Annotated in this window: 13 protein-coding genes; 7 read left to right on the top strand and 6 right to left on the bottom strand. The window is 54.2% G+C overall.

All coding sequences use genetic code 11. The annotated features are described in order from the left end of the window. Window positions 1–145: 145 nt before the first annotated feature. A complete protein-coding gene (locus KVT34_RS17170; RefSeq protein ID WP_217560033.1) occupies window positions 146–2,389 on the bottom strand; it encodes an MMPL family transporter in 2,244 nt (747 codons plus the stop codon). Window positions 2,390–2,647: 258 nt separating this feature from the next. Here KVT34_RS17170 and KVT34_RS17165 point away from each other — a divergent pair, with 258 nt between their 5' ends. After that, window positions 2,648–3,277, top strand: a complete 630-nt coding sequence (locus KVT34_RS17165; protein ID WP_217560032.1) for a TetR/AcrR family transcriptional regulator — start codon at window positions 2,648–2,650, stop codon at window positions 3,275–3,277. Window positions 3,278–3,388: 111 nt separating this feature from the next. Here KVT34_RS17165 and KVT34_RS17160 read toward each other — a convergent pair whose 3' ends face one another. Both KVT34_RS17160 and KVT34_RS17155 read right to left on the bottom strand, forming a co-directional pair. Continuing rightward, window positions 3,389–3,586, bottom strand: a complete 198-nt coding sequence (locus tag KVT34_RS17160) for a cold shock domain-containing protein (RefSeq protein ID WP_009675016.1) — start codon at window positions 3,584–3,586, stop codon at window positions 3,389–3,391. An 88-nt stretch (window positions 3,587–3,674) separates the two neighbouring features. Further along, window positions 3,675–4,391 carry a class I SAM-dependent methyltransferase gene (locus KVT34_RS17155; protein WP_217560031.1) on the bottom strand — a complete coding sequence of 239 codons (717 nt, stop codon included), beginning with the start codon at window positions 4,389–4,391 and terminating at the stop codon, window positions 3,675–3,677. 266 nt (window positions 4,392–4,657) lie between these two features. On the opposite strand from KVT34_RS17155, the gene KVT34_RS17150 reads away from it, so the two are divergent. The 5 genes from KVT34_RS17150 to KVT34_RS17130 all read left to right on the top strand — a co-directional run bounded on the left by KVT34_RS17150 (window position 4,658) and on the right by KVT34_RS17130 (window position 8,887). Continuing rightward, the gene (locus KVT34_RS17150; protein ID WP_217560029.1) at window positions 4,658–4,900 is read left to right on the top strand and encodes a hypothetical protein; all 243 of its coding nucleotides are present in this window, start codon (window positions 4,658–4,660) and stop codon (window positions 4,898–4,900) included. Between the two features lie 320 nt (window positions 4,901–5,220). Next, window positions 5,221–6,057 carry a TerC family protein gene (locus KVT34_RS17145; protein WP_217560028.1) on the top strand — a complete coding sequence of 279 codons (837 nt, stop codon included), beginning with the start codon at window positions 5,221–5,223 and terminating at the stop codon, window positions 6,055–6,057. Between the two features lie 159 nt (window positions 6,058–6,216). Next, complete coding sequence (locus tag KVT34_RS17140; protein WP_217560027.1) at window positions 6,217–6,405, top strand: hypothetical protein; 189 nt, start codon at window positions 6,217–6,219, stop codon at window positions 6,403–6,405. Between the two features lie 236 nt (window positions 6,406–6,641). After that, a complete protein-coding gene (pepF, locus tag KVT34_RS17135; RefSeq protein ID WP_217560165.1) occupies window positions 6,642–8,432 on the top strand; it encodes an oligoendopeptidase F in 1,791 nt (596 codons plus the stop codon). 80 nt (window positions 8,433–8,512) lie between these two features. Further along, complete coding sequence (locus tag KVT34_RS17130) at window positions 8,513–8,887, top strand: LapA family protein (protein ID WP_217560026.1); 375 nt, start codon at window positions 8,513–8,515, stop codon at window positions 8,885–8,887. Between the two features lie 97 nt (window positions 8,888–8,984). Here KVT34_RS17130 and KVT34_RS17125 read toward each other — a convergent pair whose 3' ends face one another. After that, the gene (locus KVT34_RS17125) at window positions 8,985–9,884 is read right to left on the bottom strand and encodes a DUF92 domain-containing protein (RefSeq protein ID WP_483311444.1); all 900 of its coding nucleotides are present in this window, start codon (window positions 9,882–9,884) and stop codon (window positions 8,985–8,987) included. A gap of 169 nt (window positions 9,885–10,053) precedes the next feature. Here KVT34_RS17125 and KVT34_RS17120 point away from each other — a divergent pair, with 169 nt between their 5' ends. Beyond that, window positions 10,054–10,386, top strand: coding sequence for a hypothetical protein (locus KVT34_RS17120; RefSeq protein ID WP_217560024.1), 333 nt, complete (start codon window positions 10,054–10,056; stop codon window positions 10,384–10,386). A gap of 81 nt (window positions 10,387–10,467) precedes the next feature. Here the strand turns inward: KVT34_RS17120 and KVT34_RS17115 are convergent, their stop codons facing one another. After that, on the bottom strand, window positions 10,468–11,796 hold the full coding sequence (locus KVT34_RS17115) for a CapA family protein (RefSeq protein ID WP_217560023.1): 1,329 nt from the start codon (window positions 11,794–11,796) through the stop codon (window positions 10,468–10,470). A 46-nt stretch (window positions 11,797–11,842) separates the two neighbouring features. Next, on the bottom strand, window positions 11,843–12,469 hold the full coding sequence (locus KVT34_RS17110) for a fumarylacetoacetate hydrolase family protein (RefSeq protein WP_217560022.1): 627 nt from the start codon (window positions 12,467–12,469) through the stop codon (window positions 11,843–11,845). Between the last annotated feature and the right edge of the window lie 10 nt (window positions 12,470–12,479).

The following is a 12,479-nucleotide window of genomic DNA, read 5'->3' as shown; positions in this document are numbered from 1 at the left end:
CGGCGCGGTTGCGGTCCCGGCGCGGTTGCGGTCCCGGCGCGGTTGCGGTCCCGGCGCGGTTGCGGTCCCGGCGCGGTTGCGGTCCCGGCGCGGTACACAAAAAAAGAGAGCGGAGCGGCAAATGCCGCTGCTCTCTTTTTTTGTGTCAATTTCCCGGCCGCGGCACGCTCCGCTCGTCCGCCGGCGTTCCCGGCTTGCCCGGCCAGAACGCCGCTCTGCCGAGCAGAAGCGTGATCGTCGGCACCAGGAACGGACGGACGATAAACGTGTCCAGCAGAACGCCGACCGCACAGATCACGCCGAACTGCACGAGCACCTGAATCGGCAGCACGGACAGTACCGCAAACGTGCCTGCCAGAATCAGTCCGGCCGAAGTGATCACGCTGCTCGTCGAGCTGACGCCAAGCCGGATCGCTTCTTTCAGCTTGTGCGTTTTGCTTGCTTTCCATATCCCCGACACCATAAAAATATTGTAGTCTTCACCCAAAGCGACCAAGAACACGAACGCATAAAGCGGAATCAGTCCCTGAATCGCCTCGGTTCCGAAGAACGTGTGCAAAATAAGCCAGCCGGCTCCAAGAGCCGAGAAGTAAGACAGCAGAACGGTGGCCATCAGATAGACCATCGCAACGAGCGAACGAAGATAGACGAGAAGCAGCAGCGCGATAATCCCGATTACAATCGGGATGACCACCTTCGTGTCCTTGCCCGTCACATTCTCTGTATCGTACTGCTCGGCGGTTTGTCCCGAAACCCTCACATGGGAGCCGGCACTCGTCACTCCCGCATCTTGAAGGGAGGCTTCCGCCGCCGCATACAGATCCGGAATGTGATGAATCGATTCCAGCTCGAACGGATCATCCTTGAACAGCACATCGTAGGCTACGATGTCGGGATTTGTTTTCCCTTTTACAGGTTCCGAGACGGACTCCACAAAAGAAAGTGCCTTCAGTCCGGCTCCGGCGTCCACCTTCTTCCCTTCCGTGTCCACCATCACTTTGGCGGGGGCCAGCGTCCCCGGAGAATAGTGTTCCGAAAGGAGGGTAAACCCTTCTCTGGACGGCATCGTTTCCGGAAAAGAGGAAAGCAGATTAAATGTATATTTGATCTGAGACGAAACCCCCGCCAGTGCAATCAGCACAACAAGGCTTACGACCAGAATCGTCTTCGGCTTTTCCGTCACCATCCGTCCCAACGTTTCGCTCATACGGCCGACGGCCCGCTGTCCGCGGACGGGTTTTCCCCGCTTCGCTTCCTTCGCGGCTCTCTGTTCCGCCGTAAGGGGAGCAAACGGATAGAACGACTTGCGTCCCAGGATGCCCAGAATCGCCGGCACAAGCGTTACGCTCGCTGCGGCCATGATAAACACGGCCAGAGAGAACGGGATGGCAAACCGGTGGTTGGCCCCGTATTTGGCGAAAAGCAGCGCCAGCATCGAAACGATAACCGTCAGCCCGCTCATTCCGATCGCACCGCCCGAACCGAGCAGTGCTTCTTTGACGGCCAGATGCTTATTCTCATGCTCCAGAAGCGCCGTCCGGTACCGGGTGGCAAAAAACAGACAATAATCCGTCCCCGCTCCGAAAAGCAGCACCGTCATAATAGAAATAGACTGCGCATCCACCACGATCCAGCCAAGCTGCGCCAGCTTTCCGAGTATCGGTGAAATAACGCCGTAAGCAAAGGCCACTCCGACAAGCGGCACTATCGCCATAACGGGCGACCGGTAAAGCAGAATCAGCAGCACGAGCACGAGAATGACCGTCGCCGTCAGAAGCGAGAAATCCGCTCCCTTGAACAAATCGTTCGCGTCCATGGAAATTCCGACAGGACCGGTAATACGCGCGATCAAGCCGTCTGCTTTAAGATCTTTCACGGCAAAAGGATCGCTTCCCGTCACGTCGGCCGCTATCTCCTTGAGCTTTGCCGTGCTCTCCTTGATCACCTTGGTTTCCGTTTTTTCTTTAAACGAGACCGGCAGCACGACGGTGGTCCCGTCCTTGCTCACGGACTGCTTCAGAGCCGGTAAAGGCATCTTGTCAAAAGGAGCCACAGAAGTCTGCTCCGGAAGCGGCCTTTCCGTCAGCCGGCCCGCTATTTTCTGCAGGGCGCCAAGATCTCCTTCGGTAAGTCCTGCCTGCCGGTAAAAGACCACCAGCGCCGGAACCCCGCCACTTGCGGGAAACTGCTCCTTCTCAAGCGCCGCGGCCTGCACGGAGAGCGAATCCGCAGGAAGCTGGTCCGCCGCGTTATTTTCCTGGCTGTTGACGCCCGGCCACAGAGCGCTGAGCAGAACGGTCAGCACGATCCAGACTGCTACCGTAACCCATTTGCTTCTGGGACCCGCAACCCGGGAAAGCATTCCCTCCATAAAGGACGATGATTTCATTGAGACGTTCTCTCCTTTTATCCGGATAGTAAAACGATTAGTCCCCGCTATAGACGAAAAACATTCATTTTCGTTATAATTATATATACCAGTTAGTTAATTAATCAACCAGAAATTTTCCGTTTCCTTTTTTGCAACCTGTTTGTCGGAGCTGCGAGTTCCCTGCCACGGACGCTTTAAGAAAGGTTATGTCCCTGTTTGTGGTATAATACTCTTTAATGAACTTCTCAGATTCCCGTTTTGAAAGGAACACTGCCTATGTCTTCAACTTCCCGAAAATCTCCCGGAAGGCCCCGTTCCAGCGAGCAGGCGGCCCCCGTTTCCGACCGGATTCTCCAAATAGCCATGCACGAATTTATTCGCAGCGGATATGATGCCGTTTCCATGGACGATATAGCGAAAGCGAGCGGAGTCACCAAAGCGTCCGTCTATTATTATTTTCCGTCCAAAGCCGTGCTGCTCACCGAATCGACGATCCGGCTTATGAATGTGGTGCGTGCAGCCACGCTGAAAATTCTCCAGAAGCCTCTTCCTCTCCGGGAACGGCTGCTGGAAGTCACATACAATCACCTTCAGGCCACGACAAGCTTCGATTTCGAAGGCTTTATGAACAAAATCGAAACCGTCCTCACTCCCGAGCAGACGGAAAATATGCGAAAAGCGGAGCATCAGCTTCTGGAAGCGCTGGCCGACGCGTTCGCCGAAGCCTCCGACAAGGGCGAAATCCACATCGCGGATTCCTGGCTCGCGGCGCGTTCTTACATGGCCCTGCTGATGATCGGACACAGCAAACAGCCCGACGGTACGTTTACCTATCCGGACAAGCGGCTCGCCGCCGATAAAATCGTCAGCATGCTCTGGAACGGAATCGGAAATAGGCCCGCATGAGCCGGTTATGTACAAATTTAGACCGCAAAAAAGACAGTTCCCAATCTTTCGATCGGGAGCTGTCTTGGTTTGCTATGACACTATTTATAAGAAGGTGGTTATCCCTGGATCTTATAACTTGGTGACGTTAGCTGCTTGAGGACCGCGGTTACCATCCGTGATCTCGAATTCTACTTCTTGGCCTTCGTCAAGAGTTTTGAATCCATCGCCTTGAATAGCGGAAAAATGAACGAATACGTCTTCGCCGCCTTCTACTTGGATGAAGCCATAGCCCTTCTCTGCGTTAAACCATTTAACTGTACCTTTCAAGTGAACAACCTCCTAAATGTATCGCCATCTATGGCGAATATGGATATTATATCATCCTTTGTCTGCCAGTTCAACTGCCAGAAAGGGGTCATTCCGCAACTTTATGCAAAGTCAAGTAGTCCCTCGAACCCGGGATAAAAGCGAGCCGCGTCGGCCTATATTCGGCGGCGACGCCCTCTCCGGCGAGCTCAGCCAGCAGCTCGGGAAGCTGCGGATACGGCTCTCCGCAGAACGTCAGCAGCGGATAAATTCTCACTTCTCCGCCCGGTTTACATACTCTCAGCAGTTCTCTCATCGCCTGGAGATGAAATTCGGGACCGAACTGCTCTCCGTACAGAAACAAGAAGTGGCTGCACAGCACAAGATCGAACTCGTCTTCCGAGTGCGGAAGCTCCGGCAGCGAAGCCGCCGCGTATTTCTCTTCACGGGAAGCGGGATTCGCATAATCGGCGGCAAAATCCGCGAATGACTTTTTGCGCAGCTCCTTCAGGAGCTCGGGGCCCCCATAGAAGTCCCAATTGTACATGTGCTTTCTCTCCGTAAGCTTGGCAATAAACCGGTCGATCTCCTCAAGCCCCAGCCCTTCGATTTCCGATGGCCCCATCGCGTACAGGGGATCCGCCGCTCTGGCCTCGATTTCCCTGCTGGAAGCCTCGGCCGTAAATGCCGAAGCGCCGGCGCCGGTATCCAGCACGCGCTTGCCGCGCAGCTTTTCCGGCTCCAAGTCAAACATCCGGACATATTCCTCGAAATTGCGGCATGTCATAGCGACACCCGTCTGCTCATAAAAGCGTTTTGTCTCCATCTCAACTGCACTCTCCTCTTCTCGGCTCATCTCAACTAAACTGATTGTCCGTCGCTGCGGACGGGACTTTACGGATAAGTGACGGCGGCTCTGGATCTGCCCCATCCAACTTTTCCCATAAAGGTTGAACGTATTGTACCACCTCCGTCCGGTTCATGCTAGTGAAATTTTCAATCCCTTATGCTAAAGTAAGATGCAAGCGGTTGGGGCATTCTTACCTTTAAATTCGTCCCTCATCCTTCAAACCAGATTAAAGGAGAATTCTCATGTCACACGTGATAAAAAAACATGTCATCTTCAAAAGAGACAAATGGAATATGGTTACGGTTGAAGTGAACGGCTCCCGGCTTGTCGCCAGGGAGATTTCGGACCAATGGGGTGAAGACACTCATACTTTTCTCAGCCGTCCGGCCTTGATGCAATGGGCTCGGGAGCGATTCCCGCGGGATCGGTTCGAAGGGACCGACGAAGAGTATGACGCCATGATGGAAGCATTCCGCAACGTCTGAATCAGGCGAACAAATGTCTTGACGTATTTGCGACACGCGCGTTATACTAAGCACATAAAACTAAATGTACGGGACAGTCAAAGGGGAGTAGCTTCTACAGTAAAGTCGTCAGTTCGGGTTGGACAACAACCCCGGCTTTATTGGCAACGAAAGTTGTTAGCAAGACCTTTGCCAGCACGCTGGTAAAGGTCTTTTCCTCTTCACTGGAGAAAATGCCTTTACCGGATAATTCGGTAAGGCATTTTTTTGTAGATTGCCGCCGAATTAGAAGTCCCGGACTTGCAAACCCTATTTTAAGATGAAGGAGTGAACTCACTATCATGGACTGGTTCTCAACAGCATCCTTGCTCACCTTGCTCAACATCATTATCATCGATCTCGTGTTAGCGGGAGATAATGCCATCGTCATCGGAATGGCTGCCAAAAACGTACCCAAGAACCTGCAGAAGCGGGTCATCCTTTGGGGAACTGCAGGTGCGGTCGGTATCCGCGTAGTCGCAACCGTTCTCGTTGTGTATCTACTTAAAATTCCCGGCCTGCTCTTCGTAGGCGGACTGCTGCTGGTCTGGATCGCGCTCAAGCTTCTCACGGATAAAAGCGATCACGACAACATCGCGGCTAAAAATACGGTCGGTGCCGCGATAACTACCATTATCGCCGCCGACGCGGCAATGGGTATCGACAACGTGATTGCGATTGCCGGTGCGGCTCACGGCCATATCGGCCTCGTCATTATCGGACTGCTGGTCAGCGTGCCGATCGTCGTCTGGGGAAGCACCATTTTTATTAAGGTCGTCGACCGGTTCCCGATTGTCATGTACATCGGTTCCGGGGTGCTCGCCTATACCGCAGCCAAAATGCTGACGGAAGAAAAATTCATTATGCATGATTATTTCTCCGCTAACCCGCTTGTAAAATGGCTCTTTATTGCCGTAGTTATCGTCGGAGTACTCGTGACCGGTTATGTCGTGAAAATGTCCGGTTATTCCGTTAAAATCAATGACCGCGGCCAGCTCACCCTTCCCAAGCATGTGGGCCACGAAGCCAACATCGCACCGGAAGACCGGTTCACCGTGCAGTCGGATCCGAGCGGGCGTCTCGTCTTCGTCAAGGTAGGACCGGACAAAGATCCGAAGTCCGTTAAATCCGCCGGCTGACGATTAGATCCGCATCCCGAGAATCTCCCGAACCCGCCCCTTTCCGTTGAAAGGCCGGCGGGTTTTTGCGCGTTAGCCGGAAAAGAGGAAATTGTCCGCATGAGGCGAAGTTGTATGGCATACTAGTTAAAACGCATAATGGCATGAGGTGAACGTATTTTGGGGATTTCAAATGATGTGTTGCTCTTTATTATCGCGGGCTTCGCTTTCGCGCTGCTTGTGCTTTATTCGCGCAACCGAATACCGGCGCAGCTGCGCAGGCCGATGGCCATTTTCGCGCTGATCCTGGTGGTCTGCTCTTTTTCGCTGGTGGTCGTATCTCTGTTTAAATTAGGAATGGCAGGGTAATCGCGGGCGAATTTACTTCCCATACGCATTCCCCTATAATGATAATTAATCTTCCGATCGGTCATACTAGACGGGATTCCCGAAAAGTCAACTGGGAAAATCCGTCTGGGGAGCGTTGAAACCGTATGCGCCTCTTACCGATCGCCCTTATGGCCGGATTGCTCGCGTCCACGCTGGTTCCCGGCAGCGGCGCGCATTCGGCCGCCAATCCGAAATCATCTGTCAGGAGGGTTCCCATGAACCAAATTCCCGTTCGTAAAGACGTCCCGGCCGAGCATCGCTGGAAGCTGGAGGATCTTTTCGCCAATCAAGAAGCCTGGAACAAAGAATACAACGAAACGAAAGAAGCATTGGGCAAAATCGGCCAATTTCACGGCAAGTTAAGCGATCCTGCCGCTGTGAAGCAATGCTTCGAGCTGGAAGACGATATTTCTCTACATACCGAAAGACTGTACGTGTATTCCAACATGAAGCACCACGAAGATATGACGGACCCTACATACCAGGCTCTGTCGGATAAAGCCCAGAAGCTCAGCGTGGAAGTGAGCCAGGCGCTCTCTTTCATCTCTCCCGAAATCGTCAGCCTATCCGAAGAGCAGTTGAAAGCTCTCGTGGAGAACAAGGATCTGGCGCCATACAAAACGACGCTGGAAGAAATGATCCGCCAGAAGCCGCACGTGCTGTCCAAGGAAGAAGAAGCGCTGCTGGCGATGGCCGGCAATATGTCCGGCGCTCCGAGCAACATTTTCGGCATGATCAACAATGCGGACATGAAATTCCCTAAGGTGAAGAACGAGAACGGCGAGGAAGCCGAGCTGACGCACGGAAGCTACATCCAGTTCCTAGAAAGCCGTGACCGTCAGGTTCGCGAACAAGCTTTCAAAGCCGTTTACGAGACGTATGCCAAGCAGAAAAACACGATAGCCGCAACGCTTTCGTCCAACATCAACAAGAACATCTTTTATTCGCAGGCGCGGAAATATCCGTCCGTTCTGGAAATGTCCCTGTTCGGCGACAACATCAAACCGGAAGTATACACGAATCTGATCGATACGATTCACGAATCGCTTCCGCTTCTTCAGCGCTACATGAAGCTGCGTAAGAAGCTGCTCAAAGTCGACGAGCTTCACATGTACGACCTGTTCGTACCGCTTGTAGACGATCTCAAGATGAAGATCACCTACGACGAAGCGAAAGAAACGATCAAGGAAAGCCTGGCTCCGCTCGGCAAATCCTACGTGGAAACGCTGGAAAAAGGCTACAAAGACGGCTGGATCGATATTTACGAAAACCAGAACAAGCGCAGCGGCGCCTACAGCTGGGGCGCTTACGGCACGCATCCGTACGTGCTGCTCAACCATAAAGAAAATCTGAACAGCATGTTTACGCTGGCGCATGAAATGGGCCACGCCATCCATTCCTACCTGTCGGACGAAAATCAGCCGTACCGGGACGCCCAGTACACGATTTTCCTCGCCGAAGTGGCTTCCACGCTCAACGAAGCGCTTCTGATGGACTACCTGCTGAAGCATACGGACGACCCGAAGAAGAAGCTGTACCTGCTTACTTACTATGCCGATCAGTTCCGTACGACCGTGTTCCGCCAGACCATGTTCGCCGAGTTCGAGAAAATCACGCACGAGAAAATGGAAAAGGGCGAATCGCTAACGGCACAGGAGTTCAGCAAAATCTATTATGATTTGAATACCCTCTATCATGGTAAAGAAATGGTAGTGGACAAAGATATCGAAATGGAATGGGCGCGTATCCCACACTTCTATAACAGCTTCTATGTGTATAAGTATGCGACGGGCTTCTCCGCTGCCACGAGTTTCTCCAAACAGATTCTCGACGAAGGCCAGCCTGCCGTAGAACGCTACCTCGGCTTCTTGAAGAGCGGCGGAAGCGACTATTCCATCAACATTCTGAAAAAAGCCGGCGTGGATATGTCAACTCCAGAGCCGATCAAGCAGGCGATGAGCGTATTCGCTTCCGTGCTTGATCAGATGGAAGAGCTGACGAAGTAATTCACGCGGACTTTCTCCCGAGCTTTAAGGCCGATGAACCGTTTCACGGCCTTTTTGCCGGTTTAAAGGAGAGATTTTTCATGAAGTCGAACCGTATTCAATGGCTGCTCATCGGCGCTCTTATTTTCGCCCTTATTACGACGGTTTTCGCGGTCGTGAACATGGATCAAGTTCGTGTCAATTTCGTGTTTATGGAAACGAACGCGCCTCTAATCCTGGTCATCGTGATTTCGACGGTTCTCGGCGGACTTATCGTCGGCCTGTTCGGCATTTTGCGTCAGGTGCAGATGCAGAAGGAAATCAAGGAGCTTCGCAAAAAGCTGAGCGGCTCGGCCGTTCCGGCCGATACGGAAGTGCTACCGGGCACTGCCGCCTCAGAAGCCGCTTCCGCTTCTTACGAAGAGCGTCTGTCCGGCGAGGAAGCCTCCGGCAAGAACAACTCCGGCGCGCTGTAAGCCAAAACCGAAAAACCTCCATCCGTTCGGCCCTTACGGCCTGCCGGGATGGAGGTTTTTTCTTGTTTCGGCGCGTTAGGCCCTGCTGGCAGGCTGTTCACAGCCAGCCTGCCAGCAGGGCCGCCGCAAGCGCCGCGGCGCCGCCGAAGAGCGAGCCGATGACGTTCACGGCATCGTTCGTCATCCAGGCGAAGCCCCGCAGCGGCTCGGCGGGCGAGCCGCAGTGCGAGCCGCGCTCGATGTCGCGGCCGCATACGGCGCAGCGGTACATCGCCTGCCACTTCGCGCCGATCAGCGAATCGGACAGCGATCCGGCGAGGCCGCCGGCCAGGCCCGCCGCAAGCAGCGGCAGCAGCGTCTCCAGCGGATGCTGCGCCCCGGCGGTCAGCACAGCGGCCGCCTGCCAGCCGGACGCAGCCGCGGCGGCTGCGGCGTCAACGGCTCCCGTGACGGCGCCGCTCCCGAGCCTCGCCAGCAGCCACGCCGCCGCGCCGATAAAGAGCCCGCCCGCGCAAGTCGCGAGCAGCCCGAGGGCGGTGACCCCGCCGGACGTGCCGGGGGCGACTTTGCGCCCCGTCATGATGGAGCGGGGAGCGGTCCGGCTCAGCCCGCCGATTTCCGTGGCCCAGGTATCGGCCGTGACTGCCGCCATAACGCCTACAAAAGCGGCCCACCAAGCGGGATGAGGGACGATCACCGAGCCGATGCAAAGCAGAAGCCCCAGGCCTCCGTTTGCGGCCACTTGTCCGGCGTCCCGGTTGCCGCTTTTGGCGTAGCCTGACTCGATGGCCGCTTTGCGCTTTTGCTTGTACTTGGACAGCAGCGTCGAAGCGACAAAAAACGCGATCAGGGTGCCGAACCAGGCGGCAGAACCGAGGGAATACATCAGCGTGCCCAAGACAACCGCCGCGGCTGCGCCCGACATGGTCAGAGAGCGCTTTGAATAGGCGGCCCCTGCCACCAGGACGCTTCCCAGCAGCCCTATCCACACATCCATTCCCGACATTCTCACATCTCCTCTTTTTTCAATCATCCGAACAAAAACCAGACAAAGCAATGCCTGCAAAAGACGGCGAATGCAAACCGCGGTTTCGTTTTCCGTATTTCGGGTAAAAATAAGAATAGATCCCGCATCACACATTCGTTTATGAGGGGAGATTTTAATCATGGAAACCAACCGAAACAAGCCGAACGAGGACATCAACCCGATTACGGATGAAAATAAGCATAATCCCTACACTAATCAGAAAAATAATGTCCGTAAATATGAGAATGAAGATCTCGAATCCGTAAAAGAGCATGAATATCACGACGCCAAGCAAAATTCCGCGGATCGCGACATCAATGAGGTCATGAACGGTTCGATGGCGCCGAACATGGATGAAATCAAACAGCTCGGCAAAGACATGGAAGGCATGAAAACGAACGAGGACCTTACGGAAGAAGGTCTTCTTCCCGACCCGATTCAGAACGAGCGCGAGGAAGAAGCTTCCCGCTAATTTCCGCCTTAGGTTCATTATGGCAAAAATCGCCCTTTCAAGCAAAACACACCCCCGCTCGGGAGGTGTGTTTTCTGCTTTTCAGGAAGCGGGTTCGATGGCTTTGCCGCGTATCTTGACGCCGTAAGAAATGGACTGGAGAAAATCCAACTGCTTTTTGTCGTAAGCCGCGTCCCTTTTCACAATCTGATCTTTTTGAATGTAATACGGGTTGAATGCTGCCGTAATCTTTCCGTTGATCAGCTTTAATGAAAGAAGTCCGGTGTCCGCTTTCGCGTCTTTCACATAATCGGGAAATAAAAAATTGCCGATGGAATAGGCGATGGGTTTGCCTTTGTAAAATTCGAATCCTTGCAGAACGTGCACATGGCTCCCGATAATTCCGTCGGCCCCGGCATCGATCATTTCTTTGGCGAAGGTCCGCTGCCACTCTTCCGGTTTGTGGTTTTTCTCCACTCCCCAGTGCATGTAGACGAATACATAGTCCGCGTCCTTGCTTTCCTGCCGGATGACCGGCAGAACGGCGGATTTGTCGTAAGCCTGAGCAATCCCCGGCGTATCGGGACCCGCAAACCAGTCCCGGCTCGGAATGAACCGGGAAAAGGCAAGAAATTTGATCCTGGCCCCGTTAATTTCGACGGTTTTGGCTTTGTACGCTTCCGCGGCGTTGCGGCCGCCTCCGATATAAGGGAGACCCGTCTGCTTCAGGTGATTCAACGTATCCAGAAAACCCTGTCTCCCGAAATCGAGCACATGATTGTTCGCTATGGAAACGAGATCGAATCCGGCATTTTTTAATCCTTTCAGGGACGGCGGGTCCGATTTGAAATTATAGAGCTGGTTCGTATCCTTCTCGGTCGCGTCGGTCACCGACGTTTCCAGATTCACAAAGGCGTAATCCGCCTTGGAAACTTCCGCTTTTACAAACTGAAAAGGATAATCCGGCCCCTTCTTCTTGATCGTTTCCTTCACGGACCAATCCATCAATGCATCCCCGGCAAAAATGAGATCAACGGCTTCATGATCGCCCACTTTTTTGCGGACGGCAGGAGCCGTGTCCTGCGAACCCTTCGGCTTTTCGGTCGCTTTGGTTTCCCCTCGGTTCGCCGGTTTATCCGCCGGTTTCGCATCCTTATTGCCGGTCGGTTCGCTTGCCGCAGCCTCCGCCGGCTCCTCCGCTTTCCCCGGGACCGGAGACGCCGCGGGTATGGGCGTTTGAGTCGGAGCCGGCACCTCAGAGGTGGCGGGCTGATTGTCGCCGGGCGTCTCGGCGGCCGGCTGTTCCGAAGACGATGCGGCAAGCGGAACGGATGCCGCGTCCATTTTTATTTTGACAAGCATCAGTCCCGTAACGAGAACGGCGCTGAAGATCGCAGACACGATAAGAAGGGTCAATCTCTGATTCTTCATCGGTCCCCTCTACTTTCCGCGGCAGGGCATTTCATCCTATCCCTCCTTACAGCTTAACCGTGCAGCGGCCGAAGGTCTCCCCGCCCCAAAGAAGCTCGAACACGTCCCCGTCCGCGCAGGCTCCGACGCCGGCAGGCGTGCCCGTATAGATCAGGTCCCCCGCTCCGAGGCCGTAGTTTGCGGCCACATAATCGACGATAGTTTGCAGCGGGAAAATCAGCTCCCCGATATTGCCCCGTTGGACGGTTTCGCCGTTGCGCACGGTTTTGAATTCCGTCTTTTCCAGTTCGGCGGCACCCGGAAACGGGCGAAGCGGACTGAGGGCAGCGGAGTTCAAGAAGCCTTTGGCGGCCAGCCAAGGATGGCCTTTTTTCTTCAAAACGCTTTGTACGTCACGAAGGGTGAAGTCAATCCCCAGTCCGAAAGAATCGACAAGCTCATCCACCGTCATTCCCGGCGAATAAGACTTGGAAATATGAAGAACGAGCTCTCCCTCGTAGTGGATTTCTCCTTTGCCTTGAGGCAGCTCGAGCAAATCCCCTTCCATTGCGGCAAGCGCATGCGTCGGTTTCGTAAAGATCATCGGCTCTTCCGGCACGTCGTTGCCCAGTTCGGCGGCATGAAGCTTATAGTTGCGTCCTACACAGTAAATGTTGCGTACAGTTCCCGTCATCGGTCACTCA

It is taken from the genome of Paenibacillus sp. GbtcB18 (assembly GCF_019091125.1).
In the GTDB taxonomy this organism is placed as follows: domain Bacteria; phylum Bacillota; class Bacilli; order Paenibacillales; family NBRC-103111; genus Paenibacillus_F; species Paenibacillus_F chitinolyticus.
This window is presented reverse-complemented; position numbering and strand designations above follow the sequence as displayed.